General features: G+C 69.4%; 18 protein-coding genes. 14 read left to right on the forward strand and 4 right to left on the reverse strand.

From position 1 onward, the window contains the following. Positions 1-22: 22 nt before the first annotated feature. Positions 23-358, reverse strand: a complete 336-nt coding sequence (locus G9Q41_RS12900; protein WP_165633379.1) for a hypothetical protein — start codon at positions 356-358, stop codon at positions 23-25. Positions 359-670: 312 nt separating this feature from the next. Between G9Q41_RS12900 and G9Q41_RS12905 the strand changes: the two genes are divergently transcribed. The 9 genes from G9Q41_RS12905 (at position 671) to G9Q41_RS12945 (ending at position 12333) form a co-directional block, all read left to right on the forward strand. Next, the gene (locus G9Q41_RS12905; RefSeq protein WP_092526851.1) at positions 671-1630 is read left to right on the forward strand and encodes a CoA ester lyase; all 960 of its coding nucleotides are present in this window, start codon (positions 671-673) and stop codon (positions 1628-1630) included. A gap of 61 nt (positions 1631-1691) precedes the next feature. Further along, positions 1692-2258: an HAD family hydrolase gene (locus G9Q41_RS12910; RefSeq protein ID WP_242687408.1), complete on the forward strand. Its 567-nt coding sequence runs from the start codon at positions 1692-1694 to the stop codon at positions 2256-2258. A gap of 393 nt (positions 2259-2651) precedes the next feature. After that, positions 2652-3743, forward strand: coding sequence for a phosphate ABC transporter substrate-binding protein PstS (gene pstS, locus G9Q41_RS12915; RefSeq protein WP_165633380.1), 1092 nt, complete (start codon positions 2652-2654; stop codon positions 3741-3743). Positions 3744-3958: 215 nt separating this feature from the next. After that, positions 3959-4906 carry a phosphate ABC transporter permease subunit PstC gene (gene pstC, locus G9Q41_RS12920; protein WP_347567586.1) on the forward strand — a complete coding sequence of 316 codons (948 nt, stop codon included), beginning with the start codon at positions 3959-3961 and terminating at the stop codon, positions 4904-4906. Continuing rightward, positions 4906-5994, forward strand: coding sequence for a phosphate ABC transporter permease PstA (pstA, locus tag G9Q41_RS12925; protein WP_092526860.1), 1089 nt, complete (start codon positions 4906-4908; stop codon positions 5992-5994). The genes pstC and pstA overlap by 1 nt, the downstream gene beginning before the upstream one ends. A gap of 26 nt (positions 5995-6020) precedes the next feature. Continuing rightward, positions 6021-6800, forward strand: a complete 780-nt coding sequence (gene pstB, locus G9Q41_RS12930) for a phosphate ABC transporter ATP-binding protein PstB (protein ID WP_165633381.1) — start codon at positions 6021-6023, stop codon at positions 6798-6800. Positions 6801-6970: 170 nt separating this feature from the next. Next, positions 6971-10411 carry a patatin-like protein gene (locus G9Q41_RS12935; RefSeq protein WP_347568691.1) on the forward strand — a complete coding sequence of 1147 codons (3441 nt, stop codon included), beginning with the start codon at positions 6971-6973 and terminating at the stop codon, positions 10409-10411. Between the two features lie 132 nt (positions 10412-10543). Further along, complete coding sequence (locus G9Q41_RS12940; protein ID WP_347567587.1) at positions 10544-11632, forward strand: type II CAAX endopeptidase family protein; 1089 nt, start codon at positions 10544-10546, stop codon at positions 11630-11632. Positions 11633-11808: 176 nt separating this feature from the next. Beyond that, entirely contained in the window at positions 11809-12333 is a 525-nt protein-coding gene (locus G9Q41_RS12945) for a general stress protein (protein WP_165633383.1), read from the forward strand. A 103-nt stretch (positions 12334-12436) separates the two neighbouring features. Here the strand turns inward: G9Q41_RS12945 and G9Q41_RS12950 are convergent, their stop codons facing one another. The 3 genes from G9Q41_RS12950 to G9Q41_RS12960 form a co-directional block, all read right to left on the reverse strand. Next, positions 12437-12934 (reverse strand): CAP domain-containing protein, encoded by a 498-nt coding sequence (locus G9Q41_RS12950; RefSeq protein ID WP_165633384.1) that lies wholly within the window; start codon positions 12932-12934, stop codon positions 12437-12439. 854 nt (positions 12935-13788) lie between these two features. After that, positions 13789-14874, reverse strand: a complete 1086-nt coding sequence (locus G9Q41_RS12955; RefSeq protein WP_165633385.1) for a magnesium and cobalt transport protein CorA — start codon at positions 14872-14874, stop codon at positions 13789-13791. Between the two features lie 578 nt (positions 14875-15452). Continuing rightward, on the reverse strand, positions 15453-15881 hold the full coding sequence (locus G9Q41_RS12960; protein ID WP_165633386.1) for an NUDIX domain-containing protein: 429 nt from the start codon (positions 15879-15881) through the stop codon (positions 15453-15455). Between the two features lie 145 nt (positions 15882-16026). Between G9Q41_RS12960 and G9Q41_RS12965 the strand changes: the two genes are divergently transcribed. The 5 genes from G9Q41_RS12965 (at position 16027) to G9Q41_RS12985 (ending at position 19317) form a co-directional block, all read left to right on the forward strand. Then, positions 16027-16188 (forward strand): hypothetical protein, encoded by a 162-nt coding sequence (locus G9Q41_RS12965; protein ID WP_165633387.1) that lies wholly within the window; start codon positions 16027-16029, stop codon positions 16186-16188. Positions 16189-16348: 160 nt separating this feature from the next. Further along, positions 16349-16918: a PH domain-containing protein gene (locus G9Q41_RS12970; RefSeq protein ID WP_092526883.1), complete on the forward strand. Its 570-nt coding sequence runs from the start codon at positions 16349-16351 to the stop codon at positions 16916-16918. A gap of 124 nt (positions 16919-17042) precedes the next feature. Continuing rightward, positions 17043-17921, forward strand: coding sequence for a PHP domain-containing protein (locus tag G9Q41_RS12975; RefSeq protein WP_242687439.1), 879 nt, complete (start codon positions 17043-17045; stop codon positions 17919-17921). Between the two features lie 108 nt (positions 17922-18029). Continuing rightward, the gene (locus tag G9Q41_RS12980; RefSeq protein ID WP_165633388.1) at positions 18030-18863 is read left to right on the forward strand and encodes a PD-(D/E)XK nuclease family protein; all 834 of its coding nucleotides are present in this window, start codon (positions 18030-18032) and stop codon (positions 18861-18863) included. Between the two features lie 109 nt (positions 18864-18972). Continuing rightward, the gene (locus G9Q41_RS12985; RefSeq protein ID WP_165633389.1) at positions 18973-19317 is read left to right on the forward strand and encodes a hypothetical protein; all 345 of its coding nucleotides are present in this window, start codon (positions 18973-18975) and stop codon (positions 19315-19317) included. Positions 19318-19384 lie beyond the last annotated feature (67 nt).

Consider the following 19384-nt stretch of genomic DNA (forward strand, 5'->3'; position numbering starts at 1 on the left):
CCGGGGCGGCCTGCGGTTCGGGTCATTGCTCCACGGGGGGCGCCTCGGGCGAGGAGTTCACCGCCCGGGCCAGGTCGAGCGCGGCCAGGTCGGCGAACAGCCACCCGTTCGGCGGCAGCGGGGTGTTGGGTGCCGCCTGCAGGGCACGGATCAGCTCGGCCACCTCGAAGGCCTTCGAGGGATCCGCTGAATTCGCCGACTCGACCAGGTCCCGCCACTGCTGATCGGTGCCCTCCTCGAGCACGATCCCGCGGATCCTGGTCAGCAGCGCGGTGACGCTGCTGCTGGCCGACTCGGGAACGGTTTCGAGCTGGTCGAGACGAGCCGTCGCCTCCCGGACTTCTTCGATCGGTGCCATGTCGTCCCGTCTCCCGTTTCGGGTGTGCTCCGTTCGGTGGCTCCCCGCGCCGCGGAGTCGCGGGGTCGCCCTCCGGGCGAAGCGACGCGAGGGTCGACTTCGCCGGACATGGTAGTGCCCGGCGGTGCTGGTTCTCCGGTGTGCCCGCGGGCCGCGTCACCGGCGCGGTTCCGCGCGTCGTGCGCGCAACTCCGCGGGTCGGACTCGCGGTCGCGGCGAATATACTCCGGCACGCGGCCGGGCCGACTCCTGAGGAGCCGCTCCCCGGAGGGGCCCGGACCGGTTTTCCGCCCCGGTAGGAGGTGCAGTTCATTGACCGCCGCACAGCGCTCCCGACGCAGCTGCCTCGCCGTCCCCGGCTCAGCGCCCAGGATGATCGAGAAGGCGCGCGGACTGCCCGTGGACCAGTTCTTCCTGGACCTGGAGGACGCGGTGGCCCCGCTAGCCAAGGCCGAGGCGCGCGGCGCGGTCGTCGACGCGTTGAACGCGGGCGGCTGGGGGGACAAGATCCGCACGGTTCGGGTGAACGCGCTGGACACCGCGTGGACCTACCGCGACGTGGTGGACGTGGTCGAGGGCGCCGGCGCCGCGCTGGACACCCTCATGCTGCCCAAGGTCTCCGGTGCGGATCAGGTCCGCTGGCTGGACCTGACGCTCTTCCAGCTGGAGAAGGCCCTCGGGCTGCCGGCCTCCTCGATAGGCATCGAGGCGCAGATCGAGGACGCGAAGGGGCTGGCCGAGGTCGACTCGATCGCGGCCTCCTCGTCCCGGCTCGAGGCGCTGATCTTCGGGCCCGCCGATTTCATGGCCTCGATCAACATGCCCTCGCTCGTCGTCGGGGAGCAGCCCCCCGGCTACGACGTCGGCGACGCCTACCACTACGTGCTCATGCGACTGCTCACTGCCGCGCGGGCGAACGGGTTGCAGGCAGTGGACGGCCCCTACCTGCAGATCAGGGACGCGGAGGGGCTGCGTCGCGTCGCGGGGCGTTCCGCCGCGCTCGGGCTGGACGGCAAGTGGGTGCTGCACCCCGCGCAGGTGGACGAGGTGAACGGGATCTTCTCGCCGAACCAGCGGGACTACGACCGCGCGGAGAACATCCTCGACGCCTACGCCTGGTACACCTCCGATGAGGGAGGTAGGCGCGGGGCGGTCATGCTGGGTGACGAGATGATCGACGAGGCCTCCCGCAAGATGGCCCTGGTGGTGGCGGGCAAGGGGCGCGCGGCCGGGTTGAGCCGCACCGAGCCCTGGCAGCCCCCGCAGGACTGAGCCCGCGGGAGCGGACCGGACGCCACGCCCCGGACATCCCGCGGTGCGTGGTAAGGAACCCTTGGCCTCCCGTTCACCCCGCGTGCGTGGTGCGGGCATCCCTCCGGTGCGCAGGCTGTGCGTGTTCGTTCGCCGGTACTGGGAGACCGCGGTGTTCGTCGGATCGGATCGCGCGGTGGCGCTGGGGTGGGACGGTGCTCTCGTCCTGCGGGAACGCGGCGGTGCGCGACTGACCAGCGGAGCTGACGAGCTCCTGCGGGGGGCGCGTGCGGCCTCCATCCCGGTCGTAGTGCTGACCGGGACCGCTGTGGACCGGGTGGCCTCCGAGGCGCGACGGCTGCGCGTCGCGGAGGGGCTCGCCATCGTGATCGCCGGGGTGGAGGACGAGGCGGCCGAGCTGCGCGCGCTGGCGACCGAGTACCCGTGCCTGGCACGGGTGGCCGGTTCGGAGGAGGAGATTCGCGCCGCGCGCCGAGCGGGGGTGCTCGCGTTCGGGTTCTCCGGTGGCGGGGTGGCCGGGGCGCGGTTGCGTGCGGCCGGGGCCGAGGCGGTGCTTCCCCGGTTGGACCGTGCGCTGGCCCTGCGGGTGACCGCGCGGCGCCTGTTCACCGTCTCCGGGGAGCCCTGATCGAGCGGTTCTCCCGTGCCGGTCGTGCCCGCTTCGCGCGGCGAGGCCGAGCGTCCGGCGGATGATACCGGAATCAGCGATCTCGGCAACTCGGTCGCGGAGGGTCGAGAACTGTCGTCACTCTTCGTGCTCGTTCTGTTGTCGTGTGTTCGCTTCCGCCCGCGTGGCCCGGCTCGCCGTAGTGCGGAGCGGCGGTGCCCACTTGTTTCCGGGGTGATTCCACAGCGTGACCTCTCCGTCTTCCCGGCGTGATGAGCGATTTCCGTGGTTCGTTATTCCATTCCTGTTCATCTCGGTTGATTCGCCACGTCACCTTTTCGGTTTAACGTTTTCACTGCCAGTGCAGACCTCGGCCGGTGAGCCCGGTCGCAGCAGCGTGAAAAGGGGCTACCTGTGCAGCGCAGTATTGTCAGACGTGTTGTCGCCGGTGCGGCGGTAACGACGCTGACCCTGGTTCTCGGGGCATGTGGTGCCGCCAACGAGGAGTCCGGGTCGGGCGACGGTTCGGGACTGTCCGGAACTCTCGACGGCGCCGGTGCCAGCTCCCAAGAGGCCGCACAGCAGGCCTGGCGCGCGGCGTTCTCCGAGAAGAATCCCGACCTCACGATCAACTACTCGCCCATCGGCTCCGGCGGTGGACGCGAGCGCTTCGTCTCTGGGGCCAGCGACTTCGGCGGCACCGACGCCGCGCTGGAAGGCGAAGAGCTGACCAAGGCCAAGGAGCGCTGCGGCAAGCTCGTCGAGCTCCCGGTGTACGTCTCACCGGTCGCGGTGTCCTTCAACCTCGAGGGCATCGACAAGCTGAACCTTCCCCCCGAGACGATCGCCAAGATCTTCAACCAGCAGATCACCAAGTGGAACGCCCCGGAGATCGCCGAGGCCAACCCGGACGTTGACCTGCCCGACACCCCCATCACCCCGGTGAACCGCTCCGACGAGTCCGGCACGACGGAGAACTTCACCGACTACCTGTCCACTGCCGCGCCGAACGCCTGGCCTCACGAGGTGAGCGGTGACTGGCCGGTTCCCGGCGGCGAGGCGGCCAAGGGCACCTCCGGAGTCAAGAGCGCCATCGACGCCGGTCAGGGAACCATCGGCTACCTGGACGCCAGCCAGGCCGGTGACCTGGGGCAGGTGGCCGTCGGGGTCGGCGACGAGTTCGTCTCCTACTCCCCCGAGGCCGCTGCCAAGGTGCTGGAGGTCTCCGAGCGCAAGAAGAACCAGGGCGAGCACGTGTTCGCCTACGACCTGGCGCGGGACACCACCCAGTCGGGGACTTACCCCATCGTGCTGGTCTCCTACGGGATGGCCTGCGCCAACTACGACAACGCCGAGACGGGTGAGCTCGTCCGCTCCTACTTCCAGTACATCCTGAGTGAGGAGGGGCAGCAGAAGGCGGCCGACGCGGCGGGCTCCGCCCCCATCTCCCAGTCACTGCGCGAAAAGCTGCGCCCGGCCGTCGAAGCCATCGGTTCGAACGGCTGAGCCGCTCGTTCCCCACGCCGGAGGGGAACGAGCGGAGCCCCGCGAACGCGGGGACCGGCCGCGAACCCGCTGGCCGAGATCTCGACCAACGGTGATCGCAGCGGCCCGGGACGTCTCCGCCCCGGGCCGCTGCTCACCCGCGAGCGCTCGGCTCGATGGCGGGTTCCGGCAGTGAAACACCGTCGTCCGACCGGGAATATCCGAAGGGACCGTCCGTGAGCAGTATCGGACAAGACGCCGTGCAAGGCCGTCGTGCACGCAAGCGGCCCGCCGACCAGGCCTTCAGAGGGATCACCACCGGGGCGGGTGTGCTGATCCTGGTGGTGTTGGCGGGAGTGGCCGCTTTCCTGCTGATCGAGGCCTGGCCCGCCTTCGTGGCGCCCGCGGAGGAGATTCCCGGTGAGGGCGGTCTCGTCGTCTACATCTGGCCGCTGGTGTTCGGCACCCTGCTGGCAGCGGCGCTGGCCCTGGTGCTCGCCGCCCCGCTCGCCGTGCTCATCGCCCTGTTCATCACGCACTACGCCCCGCGCAGGCTCGCCCAGTTCCTGGGCTACGTGATCGACCTGCTGGCGGCCGTTCCGAGCATCATCTACGGGCTCTGGGGCTTCACGGTCCTGGCGCCCGCCACGCTGGCGCCGACGGGGTGGTTGGCCGAGAACCTCGGTTTCATCCCGTTCTTCGCGGGTCCGGCCTCCACCACCGGCCGCACCATGTTCACCACCGTGCTGGTGCTGGCCGTGATGATCCTGCCGATCATCACCGCGGTGATCCGCGAGGCCTTCCTGCAGACCCCGAAGCTCTTCGAGGAGGCCTCCCTGGCTCTCGGGGCCACCCGGCTGGAGATGATCAGGATGGCCGTGCTCCCGTTCGGCGGTTCCAGCATCCTGAGCGGTTCCATGCTCGGCCTGGGACGCGCGCTGGGGGAGACGATGGCCGTGGCGATCGTGCTCTCGGCCTCGGGAGGGATCTCCTTCAACCTGATCAGCTCCGGCAACCCGGCGACGATCGCGGCCAACATCGCGCTCGAGTTCCCCGAGTCCTCCGGCATCGCCATCGACACCCTGATCGCGTCCGGCCTGGTGCTGTTCGCCATAACGCTTGTCGTCAACATGATCGCCCGAGCGGTCATCAACCGCCGCACCGACTTCTCCGGAGCCAGTTGATGAGCACCCCCACCCAATCCCGCCCCGCGTCCTCGGAAACGGACCCGCCCGGCGACTCCGCACGACTGGTCCGCGGTTCGCTGCCGCGGTGGGCTCCGTGGGGCGCCCTGGCAGTGGCGGTCCTGGTGGCCGCGGCCATCGCGGCCATGACGGGTTTCTCCGTCACGCTGTTCGTGCTCCTCGCCGTGGTGCTGTACACGGCGGGGATGTACGCGTGGTCCCGCACCGCGGAGGGAAGGCGCAAAGCCGCGGACCGCGCCTTCACCGCCGTGGTCACCTCGGCGTTCCTGCTCGCGCTGACTCCGCTGATCTCCGTGGTGATCACGGTGATCTCGAGGGGAGCGGAGCGCTTCGGCGGAAAGTTCTTCACCTACTCGATGCGCGGAGTGGTCGGGGACGGCGGTGGCGCCTACCACGCGATCATGGGCACGCTGATCACCAGCGGACTGGCCACGCTGATGTCGGTGCCCATCGGTCTGGCCACCGCGATCTACCTGGTCGAGTACGGCGGGGGGCGCCTGGCCCGCGCGATCACGTTCTTCGTCGACGTGATGACGGGCATTCCCTCCATCGTGGCTGGTCTGTTCGCCTACGCGCTGTTCACCCTGGTTTTCGGGGCCGGGACCATCAACGGCTTCGCCGGAGCGGTGGCCCTGAGCGTGCTGATGATCCCCATCGTGGTGCGGTCCAGCGAGGAGATGATCAAGCTGGTTCCGGACGACCTGCGCGAAGCCGCCTTCGCGCTGGGAACGCCGAAGTGGAAGGTGATCCTGCGCGTGGTGCTGCCGACGGCCGTCGCAGGCATCAGCACCGGCGTGACGCTGGCCATCGCGCGCGTGATCGGCGAGACCGCCCCGCTGCTCATCGCCACGGGGACCACGGCGAGCACCAACTTCAACCCCTTCTCCGGGCAGATGGCCACTCTCTCGGTCTTCTCCTACTACGAGTACGCGAGTCCGGGGGTGCCTCCCGAGCCCTACCTGGCGCGTGCCTGGACCGCCGCGCTGACGCTCATGCTCATCGTGATGGTGCTCAACCTGGTGGCCCGGTCGATCTCCCTGTTCTTCGCGCCGAAAACTCGTAGCTGAACCGCCGAACCGGATAGGAGCCAGCAATGGCGAAGCGCATCGAAGTCGAGGACCTGGACATCTACTACGGCTCCTTCCGCGCGGTGCGGAACGTGTCCATGACGATCCATCCGCGGGCGATCACCGCGCTGATCGGCCCGTCCGGCTGTGGCAAGTCCACCTACCTGCGGGCGCTCAACCGGATGCACGAGCTCATCCCGGCCGCACGCGTGGAGGGAAGGGTCGTCATGGACGACCAGGACCTGTACGCGCCCGGCGTGGACCCGGTCGACGTCCGCAAGCACGTCGGCATGGTCTTCCAGCGGCCGAACCCGTTCCCCACGATGTCGGTCTACGAGAACGTGGCGGCGGGGCTGCGGCTCAACTACAAGCGGATGCGCAAGTCCGAGGTGGACGACGTCGTCGAGGAGTCGCTGCGCGGTGCCAACCTCTGGGAGGAGGTCAAGGACCGCCTCAACAAGCCGGGGGCCGGGCTCTCCGGCGGGCAGCAGCAGCGGCTCTGCATAGCCCGTGCCATCGCCGTCAAGCCCGGGGTGCTGCTGATGGACGAGCCCTGCTCGTCGCTCGACCCCATCTCGACGCACGCGATCGAGGACCTGATGGCCGAGCTCAAGGAGAACTACACCATCGTCATCGTCACCCACAACATGCAGCAGGCCGCGCGGGTGAGCAACTACACGGGGTTCTTCAACATCGGCGGAACCGGGGAACCGGGAGAGCTGATCGAGATCGACGAGACTCCGACGATCTTCTCGGCGCCCACCCACTCCGACACCGAGGAGTACATCTCCGGTCGCTTCGGTTGATCGGCGCTTCCGCGGCCGCCGAGCCTCCGAACACGCCCGGAAGTCGTCGAATCGTGGTGCGTTCGGTCGAATCGCCCGGTTGGCAGTTCCCGCCCGGTTCGCGCGAAGGGTAGTTTGCCGATCGCAACCGGACGTGTCGACCGAGGGGCGGGTCCGAAGTGTCCAGCCAGGTGTCGAATTCGGGGTCCTGCAGGCAGCTGCGTCTCGCGCTGGCGCTGCGCGGCGGGGCCAGCATGGCCGTGTGGATCGGGGGAGCCGTAGCCGAGACGGACCGGTTGCGGCGCTGGGTCTCCCACGGGCAGGAGCGGGGATCGGGACCCCGCTCCCGGCACCCCTGGGCCGCGCTGGCCGAGCTCGCCGGGTACGACTCGGTCGAGCTGGACGTGCTCGCCGGAACCTCCGCGGGCGGGCTCAACGCCACGCTGCTGGCGACCTCGCTCGTGTACGGGATGCCGTTCGGGGTCATGCGGCGCGCGTGGATCAGGTTGGCCGATCTGGAGGCCATGGCGCGTCCCGTCCCCCGCCCCTGGGAACCGCGTCCCGATTCGCTGCTGGAGGGGGACGGCTACTTCCGTTCCGAACTTGGCGAACTGCTGTCCGAGGGGATCGGCAACGGCTCCGACGTGGAGGCGGTCCGGCGGGTGGAGCTGCTGTTGACGGCCACGCTGCTGGACCCGGTCTCCGAGCGGCACTTCGACGCGGCGGGAACGGAGTTCGACAAGGCACGTCGCCGGGCGATGTTCCGGTTCAGGCACCGGGGGCGACCGGGGGAGCCGCTCAGCGATTTCGGTTCGGCGGAGCAGCCCGCGGACACGGCGCGACTGCTCGCCCAGGCGGCGCGCACCACGTCCTCCTTCCCGTTCGCCTTCGAACCCGCCGTCTTCCGCTCCGCGCCCCGCGACGGCGCGGAGCGCGGGAACGGAGCCCCCGCGGCTTCCGATTCCACCGTGGACGGAACTTCCGGAGTGCCCAACATGCACGGGAGGTTCTCCGAGGCGAGCGGTTCGGACGGTGCGCGCTTCCGGGCCATGGACGGCGGGGTGCTGGACAACATTCCCGTCACGGCCGCGGTCGAGGCGATACGGCAGGTCGAGGCGGACACCCCCACGGAGCGGTGGTTGCTCTACCTCAACCCCGAGCCGGACCCGCAGGAGCCCTCCGAACGCACTGCAGGCCTCGCCCGCGCCGTCACGGCCACGGCGCTGCGGGCGAAGCTCGGGCAGGAGAGCCTGCTCACCGACATCGAGGCCATCGAGGAGCACAATCGCCGTGCGCGCGAGGCCGCCGGCAGACGTGAAGCCGTTTTCGCGGAGCTGGTCGATACCCCGCGCCCGGAGCGCTGGGGCTGGCTGAGCGCCCGCGTGAGCGCGGTTCGCGTGGAGCACGCCGAGCGGTTCGCCGAAGCCCGCGCCGAGAGCGTGCACGAGCTGCTGACGGCGCCGAAGGACACCGCGGGGACCCCGCTGCTGGCCCCGCTGCCCAAGCAGCCCCTGCTGGACTGGCCCGCGACCGCCTGCACGGGGCTGCGCGAACGGCTCGTGGAGCACCACCGCGGCGAGGCCTCCCGGCGACCGGCCGAGGTGTTCGACGACACGGACACGCTGCTGGCAGCTGTGGACGAGTGCCTGCGCTGGACCCGTGAGCTCGAAGCGCACTGCGCGCTGCCCACGGAGCGGTTCGGCGTGCTCAAGGGGAGCCTGTACCGGTTGCGCGCCGTCTTCGAGACCCTGGAGGGGCACGTCGCCCGTTGCTGGGTGCACGCGGCGCGCTCCGAGCCGGTCCTGGTGCGGACCGAGCTGGACGGCTGGATCGAGTGCGTGTGGCAGCGCCAGTACCGGCTGCAGCACGCCCTTCCCTCCCCGATGGGGGCGCTGCTGGATCCGCTGCTGGGCAGCGTCTCCGCCGAGGAACCGGGTTTCGGCACGGTATTCCAGCGCAGGTTGGCCGACTTCGCGGCCGAGCTGTCCTCCGTCGTGGAATCCGCGGGGGTCGAGGCGGCCGATTCCGACACCGGGGTGGACCCGGTCGCCGAGGGATGGGCGGTGTTGGACCGCCTCGCGGGGGAGGTGCTGGAGGCCACGAGCGAGGAGGGGACAGCGGACCTCGATCGGGTGACGCGCGCCTTCCTGGAAACCGCCTCCGACGGGGACGCGGCCCGACTGCTGCGCACGCTGGTGGTCATCGGAGCCCCGCTGGGGGTGGGGGACGGTGACGAGTCCCGGGTGCTGCTGCACCGCTTGGCCGGGGACCGGTCCAGCCCGCTGCCGTTCACGGCGCTGCGCGACGAGAACGGCCGGATACCGGTTCCGGACAAGGTCCGAGGTTCGGGAATGGGCAACTTTGCGGCCTTCCTCTCGGCCAAGTGGCGGGCCAACGACTGGATGTGGGGACGGCTCGACGCCGTGGCGAGCCTCGTGGAGATGCTGGTCGAGCCGGGGCGGCTGCGCCGACACGTCTCCGACGCTTCCCGGGCGGGGGACGAGCTCCAGGCGATCCTGTGCGAGCCGACCACGGCCGAGCTCGGGGAGCTGGACGAGCCCACCACCAGGAAGTGGCGCGAGTTCCTGGCGGAACGCTGGGCCGAGCGCTCCGGCGCGGTGCGGGCGGAGCTGGAGGCCCTGTTCGCGAGTCCCGCCGACGAGCACCCGCTGACGGCCACCAGAGCGGCCGTGACGGAACGCCTGCAGTGGACCGTCGTTGCCGAGGAACTGCCGTTCGTGGAGGCGGTCGACTCCGGAGCGGACCCCACCGCGGGCGACGTCCCGATCAGACGTGACCCGCGCGCGCTGGACTCAGCGGTGCGGAACTACGACGTGGGCAAGCAGCGCTGCGCCGACCTCGCCGAGGACCGCGTTGCCTCGATGGCCACCCGGTTCACCCTGCTGGCCCACCGCGCCCTCCTGCCGCGCTGGAGGGGGTTCCGCGGTGTGCTGGCCGCGCTGGCCGTGACGGTGGCGAAACCCGTGCTCCTGCTGATCGCTTTCGGGCTGGCGGCGCCGCGCCGCACCGCGATCTGCGTGATGACCGGCGCGGCCGCGACGGTTCTCGCCGGGACGGCCGAGCGGGACGGGACGTGGGCCTGGTTGCGGCTCTACGAGTTGTCCGACGCGGGAGTCGGGATGGTCGGAGGAGCCGCTGCCGCCCTCGCCGTGCTCGCGGCCGCCCGCTGGGGATGGCTGTCCGTCCCGCGCTCCGGTTCGAGCGCCACGCGCTGGCTCGGCGGGCTCGTGGCCGGGGGGCTGTTCGCGGCCGTCGGCTACTGGGCGCTCGGAGCGGGACCGCGGCTGGGACCGCTCGGTGTGCTGGTGGTGGCAGTGTGGATCGTCTGGTACGCGAGCTTCGCCCTGCGGAAGGGCGGCAGGACGGCGGCGACGGTGCTGGCGCTGGTCTCGTTCGGGACCACGCTCGGCGTGGCCGTCGCCTTCGACTGGTCGGTTCCCGGTTGGATGGTGCTGGCCGCGGTCACGGCGGCCTGGGCGCAAACCCTGCTGCTGAGCATCGCCGACGTGCTCCGCCCGCGTCCGCGTCCGCGGGGCGGGCACGTCGGCGGGGGCCGAACGGCGAGGACGCGGAGCTCGGACACCACCGAGGTGGGCGCGGGCAGCGCCTGATCGAGTGGAGAGCGGGTCCGGGGAGACGCCGCCGGTCGGTCCGGTCCGCGCACCGCCTCGCACACCGCCGGGATGATCCGAGTTCTCGGGTGTATCGGGTGAGCGGGTCGGCAGCGGGCCTACTATTCCGGTGTGTCCGACCATTTCGCACGCACCGACCAACCAGGAGTCGCGGGGGAGAACCTCCCGCCGACGGCGGAGCCCCCGCCCCCGCGCGGGGTGGTCCGGGCGGCACCGGGAACGCCGTTCGACATGCTCGCGCGCAACCCGGTGCACCGCTGGTGGCGTCCGCTGGTGACGCTGCTGGTCTTCGCCGGAACAGCCGTGCTCGCGCTGATCGGCACGACCGTGCTGTTCGTCGGCTCGGTCCTGCTGGGGATGCCCACTCAGGTGCTGCGCGCGGTGTCCGATCCCGCCCTGCGAGTCGAGGACCTGCTGCGCGATCCGCTGCTGATGCTGTTCTTCAGCTTCGCGCTGCTGGTGGCGCTGATTCCCGCTGCCGTGCTGACGGCTCGCTGGACGCAGCGGCGGAGCCCGGCGAGCCTGGTGAGCGTGGTGGGGGGCTTCCGGGTTCGCTGGATCGGTTCGGCCCTGCTGTGGGGCCTGCTCGTCTTCGGCACGATGTTCGGCGTCAGCCTGCTGCTCCAGGTGTTGGCGGGGGTGCCCCTCCTCGAGGGTTTTCCCGGCTGGTGGTCGTACTCCTCGATCGCGCTGATCGCCGTGATCGTCGTCCCGGTGCAGAGCGCGGCCGAGGAGCTGGTGTTCCGCGGACTGCTGCTGCAGACGCTCAACGCCTGGTTCCGGGTGCCGTGGTTGGGCATCGTGGTGTCCTCCTTGGTCTTCCTGTCCGGACACGGCTACACGGATCCCGCGGTGTGGGCGGAGTTGTTGTTGATGGCCGGGGCCATGTGCTGGCTCAGCATCCGCACCGGGGGCTTGGAAGCGGCCGTCGCGCTGCACGTGAGCAACAACGGCCTGAGCTTGTTCATAGCGGGGCTGTCGGGGGTTCCCGGGGTCGAGCAGGGCGGGAACTACCCGCTCACCCAGGTGCTGCCGCTCATGGTCGCTGTCGTGGTGTACGCGTGGTTGGTGGACAGGAGCGCGGCTCGCCGTGGTCTGTACACAGTCGTCGGGGGACGGGTTCCGATCCATCCGGTGAGCCTGCGTCCCGGAGGGGCCTCGCGGGCTGAATCCGGCGCCGCGGAGAGGGTAAACTCGTAGTCGACAGGACATTCGGCAGGTTTCGGACCGAACCATGGCGAGCATCCTGGGGTGCGGTCGTGCCGGCGGGCCGCGCTCGAGTGGTGGTAGGCCCGGTTTATCCGGCCGTGTCCGCCCGGCGAGCAGTACGCACGACGTCCAGTGCTCGGACGTCGGCCGTAACGGAGGTGTCTACGGTGAGCAGCCCGTTTTCCGGCTCCGCCCGGTCAACCCAGGGGCTACCCAGCTTGCCCACCCCGCCGACAGGTTGGCCCATCGGCTCCTACGGCACCTACGAGGAAGCCCAGCGCGCCGTTGACCACCTCGCGGACAACGACTTCCCCGTGCAGGAAGTCACCATCGTGGGTGTTGATCTGATGCTCGTCGAACGCGTGACGGGAAGGCTGACCTGGGCGCGCGTGCTGGGTGGTGGCGCCGCTTCGGGGGCGTGGTTCGGCCTGTTCGTCGGATTGATCATGGGGATCTTCTCGGAGCAGAGCGCCTGGCTGGGGCCGCTGCTGGTCGGGTTGGGAGCCGGTGTGGTGTTCGGGCTGATCTTCGCGGCCGTAACCTACGCCTCCACGCGGGGGCGGCGGGACTTCTCGTCCTCGAGTCAGATAGTCGCGGGGCGCTACGACGTGCTGAGCCAGCCCAAGCACGCCGAGCAGGCGCGGGACATGCTCGCTCGCCTTGCGATGGGGGGACCGGCTACGCAGCAGTAGCGCCGCGCTGCGGTGGGGAAGCGATCCGGGACTGATCGTTGGACTGGTCGGTGGCTCCCAACGCGGCGGAGAGCCCCGCCGAAGGAGCCCGCGGAAGGTGCGGTCAGTCCCGCGGATCGGAGCTGCCGAACAGCTGCGTCCAGTAGTGCCCCCACTCGCTGCCCGGGTTCGCCGCGTGGCCGACCCCGAGCTCGGTGAAGGAGCAGTTCACGATGTTCTTCCGGTGCGGCCGGCTGGTGCTCCACTGGGTGAAGGTCGCGGACGCGCTCGCGTTGCCCGCTGCCACGTTCTCACCCACGTACGTTGAGGGGTAGCCCCCGCGGCGTGCTCTGGTGATGTGGTCCGCGCCCCTGCTTCCGATGTGGCCCAGGTAGTCGTGGCGGGCCATGTCGGTGCTGTGCTGCTGGGCCGTTCTGGTCAGCGAGGGGTTCAACCGGACTCGGGGGCAACCCGCCTCCGCTCTGGCCCGATTGGTCAGCTCCAGGATCCGCTCGGCTCGGTCCGTGGGTTCCGCGCGGTCGGCGGCACCGTGCGCCGGTACGGTCAGGAGCAGCGTGGTGGGGACGAGCAGAAGCAGTACCCGACTCGTCGTCGTTCTCATGCGAGTGCCCTTTCCGGTTCGCGTGGGTGGGGTGCTGCCTCGTTTTTCTACAGCACCGCACGCCGGCGCTGTGCCGCGCGATCTCCACCGGGCGACGTGCGGAACGGGAAAACCACCCGCTCAGGGGAGCGGACAATTCGGAAATTGTCCGGGATTCGCATTTACGGGACGCGCTCTCCGGGAGATCGGGGTCTCCCGGAGAGCGCGCTCGGTGGTGTTTTCCGGAGAGTATTCGGGCGGAGCGGGTCCCCCACGACCCGCGAAAAGGACGACTGGAAAACTTTTCAGATCTGATTGGCGATGATCAGGAACAGCGTGAGGATCCAGCCGTTGATCAGCGTGAAGAGCACGGCGGGCTTGTTGGTCACCAGACGGGACATGACATTCCTCCCAGTGCGCAGCTCGAAACGGAAACCGCGTCCGAGCGGAAATCACCGGACGCGCGGAATTCGCCGCACGATGTGGCCCGTGGTGCTCCCCGAGTCAGTGTGCCGAGGGCTCGGCGCGCGTGCTCGTGGGAGTCACGTGCCACACCGCGCCGGGTTTTCGCTGATGCCTTACGTCGCGGGAGGCCCGTCGCGGGCGAGGTGAGTGCGATCCGCGTTCGCCGGTCGCCGTGGAGACCGACTCCGGTGTCGCCTGCGGCGTGTTCGCCGACTTGTCGGTTCCGGTGTCGCGCACGATTCCCTCCCAACCGCGATCGTCGTTCTCGTGCCCGAGGTGGTGCCTGAGCCGGGCCGTGCGAGCGAACCGCACGTGGTCGTGTGCCGGCGTGGCCGCGCACCGGGCGACCGGTCGTTCCGGTGGCCCTGACCGTGATGTCGTCACGCCCCGGCCGTGCGTTACTCCCGGGGTCACAACCAGTTGTTCCTTCTGAAGATCTTGAACAGCATGACGCAGGCCAGCATCATCACCAGCAGCGTCACCGGATAGCCGAAGGCCCACTGGGTCTCCGGCATCTTGTCGAAGTTCATCCCGTAGATACCGGCGATCATCGTGGGCGTCGATATGATGGCGACCCAGGCCGATATCTTGCGCATGTCGGTGTTCTGCTGCAGCGTGATCTTCGCGAGGGTCGCGTCGACCAGCGTGGTCAGCAGTTCGTCGAAGGAGGCCACCCGCTCCGAGACCGTGGCCAGGTGGTCCTCCACGTTCCTGAAGTAGGAACGTACCTGATCGGGGACGTGTGCCGTGTACCCGCCCGCGAGTCGCTGCAGTGGTTGCGACAGCGGCATGACCGCCCGGCGCAGCTGCATGACCTCGCGCTTCATCAAGTAGATCTGCTCGGCCTCTATGCTCGTGCGCGGAGCGAACACCTCGGTCTCGATCGTGTCGATGTCGTCCTGAACCGACTCGGTGACCTCGAGGTAGCTGTCGACCACGTGGTCGGCGATGCCGTGCACCACCGCGGCTGGACCCAGCGCCAGGTGCTCGGGGTACTGCTCCAGCTCGTGGCGCACGCGGGTCAGCTCGGCCTGCCGACCGTGCCGGACGGTGATCACGAAGTCGCGTCCGAGGAAGATCATCAGCTCGCCGCTCTCGACGATCTCGCTGTTGGTCGCCCTTGCGCGGTCCGGAACGTAGCGCACCGTCTTGAGCACCATGAACAGCGTTTCGTCGTAGCGCTCCAGCTTGGGGCGCTGGTGGGCGTGCACGGCGTCCTCGACGGCGAGCTCGTGCAGCCCGAAGGTCTCGGCCACCCCGTTTATCTGCTGCTGGTCCGGTTCGTGCAGCCCGATCCAGACGAAACCGCCGCGCCGCTCGCGAACCTCGGTCATGGCCTGCTCGTGCGTCCACTCGCCGGGGAGTCTGATCCCGTCCACGTAGACCGCGCAGTCCACGACGGAAGTGGAGCGGTTCGACGTCGTGGTGACCGGACGGCTGCGCTGCCCGTCGCGTGTGGACCTCTTGCGCAGGCCGAGCGCGGGGATGCTGAACACGGGGACCTCCGGGGTGGGACACGTCGCGAGCTACCGCACGACGGGAATCGGCATCACGTGCGCGTCCCTGCCGAGGTCCGACCGGCCAGCGGTCGACGAGTTCGGCGGATCAACCCGCTCCGGCGGGAACTCCCGGCCCTTCGAGGCTGATCTTCCCGGCGGGGACGCGGCCGGTACTGCAAGGCGATGCACTGTCCGCGCTGCTGCCTTCCGCGGTGTTCGGCACGTATCCTCACCTCCAATCAGCTCGGCTGCGGGGGTCTGCGGTCCTTGGCCGACCGCTCGACCATCCTACGCGCTCGGTGTTGTTCGGTGCGAAGCGGTGTGTCGAGACTTACTCGCTGCCGGTGCCCGGAGCGCTCCGGTGAGGCCGGCCTTCGTGGAGCGGGGTGCGACGCGCTTCCGGGGGGGTGCGCGCATCGGATGTCCGGCAGCGCACAACTAATGCTTTCGAGTGATAATTCTTGGATTTGGCGCGGAAGAGCGCCAATCCTGTGAGCGGAAGTGCCCCGCGATGTCAACAACACGTGTGTGAACCTGTGTTGATCTTCACCTGAAAAGGGGTTCCATTGTTCGGGTCAAGGCTGCCGGGGCAGCTGGTTCCACTGGGAGAGCAGTTCGGGCAGGCCTTCGGTCAGTTCGTCCGATCGGGCTAGTGTGGTGAATGTCGCAGCGTCGGTCCACATTGCATCGGCAGCGTCGTCACCTGCGCAAAGTTCGTGGTGCAAGGGGTGGCAGGAGTAGTCCACTATGTAGTAGGAGTGCTGTGATCCGGATCTCGTAAGCCGTCCGACGGCGGGGCCGACCTCGACCGTGAGCCCGGTTTCCTCGGCGATCTCGCGCCGCAGCGCGGTCGCGTCGCTCTCGCCGTGCTCGACCCGTCCTCCAGGCAGGGACCACTTGCCCTGACCAGGTTCGTTGGCTCGCTGAATCAGCAGCAGCCTGCCGTTCCGGTCGTGTATCACGGCCCCGACGCAGCGGATCCACGAAGCCTCGAAGTCCCTCATGGACACGCAGGGTAGCGATTCCGGCGCCGGTGTCACATCACTGACCCGAGTGCGCTAAAAACCTGCCGTACAGGCATTGAGTGCGGTACAACGGATCAGCAGGTTCCAGCACTAGTACAGGTCAGTCCAGACGGGGTGCGTGACAGTGAACATCAAGAAGATCCTCACTTGGGCCGGGATCGCGTTCCTCTTGTTCTTCCTCATCTCGGCGCCATCGCAGGCGAGCGACGTGGTCAACGGCATCCTCGCGAGTCTGCAGCAGGCGGCTGAGGCGGTGATCACGTTCATGCGCAATCTCTTCGAGTGAGCGGGCGACGCGCTTCGCTCGTCGAAACGGGCGCTGTCCGACGCGGACGTTCACGGTCCGGTGTGGTCGGCTCAGCGAGGCACAGCCCGACTCGGGGTCGGTACGAGACGTCATATCGGCCCCGTGAGAGGCAAGAAAACGAGCCACGAGGGTGGTTTCCATGTTCGCACCGAGGGATCCGGGGGAGTACCTGCTCGAAACCGAGCGGCGCGTGATCCGGGTTCGCAGGCATTGGGCGTGTCTCGTGTGGGACATCTTCGAGGCGGCAGGGCTGTTGCTCGGAGTGATGATGATCTCCGTTCTGCTGCCCGAGGGGAACTGGTTGCTGCAGAACGTCCTCTGGTACGCCGGGCTGTTCGTGCTGTTGCGCTTCATCTACCAGGTGTTGGACTGGTACGTGGAGCGGATCGTGGTCACGGACAAGCGGTTCATGATCACGGAGGGGATCTTCACGACCTCCGTGCAGATGATGCCCGTGACCAAGGTCACTGACCTGACCTACTCGCGCAGCGTTCCGGGGAGGCTGTTCGGCTACGGAACGCTGATCGTCGAGTCGGCGGGACAGATCCAGGCGCTGAACCGGATCGAGTACCTGCCCAATCCGGAAGAGGTCTTCGACGCGATCTCCTCGCTGGTCTTCGGGGAGAAGAAGGCCCAGCAGGACCGCTTCTCGATGCTCAAGGCCCGCAGGGCCGCGGTCGGGCGCGGCAGGGCCAAACTCACCGAGTGAGCCCCGAGGTCCTCCGCGCGGGGAGCAGCGATTCCTGCCCCGGCGACGGGCGCCTCGCCCGCTCCGGGGCGATCCACCGGTGCTCGTCGGGTGCGGCTCCCCCGTGCCGGAGGCATCGGTCACACTGGCGGATGTGCGAACAGACCTGCATGTGCATTCCACCGAGTCCGACGGCACTGACGAGCCCGCAGATCTCGTCCGGGTGGCCGTCGAAGCCGGGCTCGACACCATCGCGCTGACCGATCACGACACCACCGCCGGCTGGCGGGAGATCGAGCGCGCGGTGCGCGAGCAGGACGGCACCTCCCTCCGCGTGGTTCCGGGGGCGGAGCTGTCCTGCACCAGCGACGACGGCCAGGGCGGAAGCGTGACGGTCCACCTGCTGGCCTACCTCTTCGACCCCGAATCGCAGGCGCTGGCCGACGAGCAGCTCCGGCTGCGCTCCGAGCGGCGCGGTCGGCTGGAGCAGATGGCGCGCAGGATGGCCGCGGACGGCTTCCCGGTTGACCCGGACGCCCTGATGGCGGGGTTGCCGCCCGATTCCCCGGGCGGGCGCCCGCACCTGGCCAGGGCCCTGGTGGAGGGCGGAAGCGTGGAAACGGTCACCGAGGCCTTCGACAAGTACCTCCGCACGGGAGGCCCCTACTACCTGCCGCGCACCGACACCCCGGTGGAGCGGGCCATCGAGATGATCACCGAGGCGGGCGGGGTCACGGTCCTGGCCCACCCCTTCGCGGCTTCCCGGGGGAGGTCCGTCACGGAGGACGTGATCGCCGATCTGGCCGATCGCGGTTTGCGCGGTGTCGAGGTCGAGCACCCGGACCACGGGGACGAGGCGCGCGCGAGGCTGCGCGGGCTCGCGGCCGAGCTGGGGCTGGTTCCCACGGGAGGCAGTGACTACCACGGCACGAACAAGAGCATAGCCATGGGAAGCAGGCTCACCGAGGAGCAGTCCCTGGAGCGGCTGACGGCGGAGTGCACCGGTAGCGCGATCATCGGTTGAGGCGGTGATCCGGCCCGGCCTCCCGGCCTCCCGGCCGCAGGTGCGGTCGGGTAGCCGCGGGGGCGCTGGAAGCGGTGCACATCCGGTGGACTGCGTAGTGTTGGACACGTGCAAGGACAACTCGCCTTCTGCGGCGTTCCGGATCGACTGGTGCGGGTGACCCCGGCCAAGCTGGCCGCGTGGTCGAGCTGCCCGCGCCGGTACCGGTTCGGGTACGTGGACAGTCCCCGGCCTTCCCACGGTCCCGCCATGGCCCACACGACCCTCGGCGCAGTGCTGCACAACGCGTTGCGCGCCCTCTACGAGTCGTCGGTGGAGCAGCGCACCCCGTCGAGGGCGCGGGAGCTGGTGCGGCGGTACTGGAAGAGCGACGGTTTCGCGGGGCCTCGGCAGTCCGGTGATTTTCTGGCGCGTGCGCAGGACTGGCTCGCGGAGTACGTCGAGCGTTGGGGAGCGATCGCGCAACCGGTCGGCGTCGAAAAATGGGTCAGCGCGACCACGGGTACGATCATCGTGCAGGGTCGGGTGGACCGCGTCGACGAGCGCGACGGCGAGTTCGTGATCGTGGACTACAAGGCGGGCAGGCGTCCGCCCGAGGTCGACGACGTGCGGGAATCGCAGGCACTGGCCCTGTACGCGCTGGCGCTGCAGGGGATGTCGCGCACCCGGTGCCGTCGGGTCGAGCTGCATCATCTCCGCACCGCCGAGGTCGTGGGGTGGCGGCACAGCACCGATTCCCTGACGGAGCACCGTGAACGGGCCGAGGAGCTCGCTCGTGAGTTCGAGGAGGCGGGCGCCGAGGTCGAGGCGGGTGCGGACCGGGAGCGGATGTTTCCCGCGCGGCCCGGCGGTCAGTGCGCGGCGTGCGAGTTCCGGAAGCACTGCCCGGAAGGGCAGCGGGCCACTCCGGAGGTCGACCCCTGGGCGCTGCTCGGGGAGTGAGTCGTGCGAGTCGATCGGAGCCGGTGAGGACGAGGCAATGTGGGCATCATCTGGTCAACCTGCCGATGACGTCGCGGCGAGGGTGCGCGGTACGGAGGGGCTCGGGGAAATGTCCACACGGCCTTCGTTCGGAGCGCCCGCGCAGGTGGACTTCGCAGGGGAGCCCGCACGGGGGAGCGGACTGATGGGAACGGTGCTGCGCGGAGTGTCCGGAGCTCTGGTCGCCGGGATGCTGGTGCTGGCGGTGACTTTGACCGGCGTCCAGTTCTGGGGACTCGGGAAGGGCGGCATCGGACCGGGCTGGTTCATCGTCGGCGGGCACTGGGTCGTTGCGCTCGTGGCGCTGTTCCTGCAGGTGCGTGCCGACCGCGGGCAGAGTCCGGCCCGCGCGTTCCAGGCGCTCTGCGCCGCTCTGATCGTGCTCCTGAGCCTGGCCTACTGGTGGTGGCTCTGATCCGGGCTTTCCGCGCGTGTCCTGCGGGGCACAGCCGGAACTACCGGACCGCGCGTCGCGGCGGGGC

Origin of the sequence: Actinopolyspora sp. BKK2 (assembly GCF_011291845.1) — a bacterium.
Classification (GTDB): Bacteria; Actinomycetota; Actinomycetes; order Mycobacteriales; family Pseudonocardiaceae; genus Actinopolyspora; species Actinopolyspora saharensis.

What these genes read in the sequence shown, in the direction of transcription:
- G9Q41_RS12900 (WP_165633379.1), bottom strand. Translation starts at nt 358, where the DNA reads ATGGCACCGATCGAAGAAGTCCGGGAGGCGACGGCTCGTCTCGACCAG.
- pstA (WP_092526860.1), top strand. Translation starts at nt 4,906, where the DNA reads ATGAGCACCCCCACCCAATCCCGCCCCGCGTCCTCGGAAACGGACCCG.
- pstB (WP_165633381.1), top strand. Translation starts at nt 6,021, where the DNA reads ATGGCGAAGCGCATCGAAGTCGAGGACCTGGACATCTACTACGGCTCC.
- G9Q41_RS12950 (WP_165633384.1), bottom strand. Translation starts at nt 12,934, where the DNA reads ATGAGAACGACGACGAGTCGGGTACTGCTTCTGCTCGTCCCCACCACG.
- G9Q41_RS12960 (WP_165633386.1), bottom strand. Translation starts at nt 15,881, where the DNA reads ATGAGGGACTTCGAGGCTTCGTGGATCCGCTGCGTCGGGGCCGTGATA.
- G9Q41_RS12970 (WP_092526883.1), top strand. Translation starts at nt 16,349, where the DNA reads ATGTTCGCACCGAGGGATCCGGGGGAGTACCTGCTCGAAACCGAGCGG.
- G9Q41_RS12985 (WP_165633389.1), top strand. Translation starts at nt 18,973, where the DNA reads ATGTCCACACGGCCTTCGTTCGGAGCGCCCGCGCAGGTGGACTTCGCA.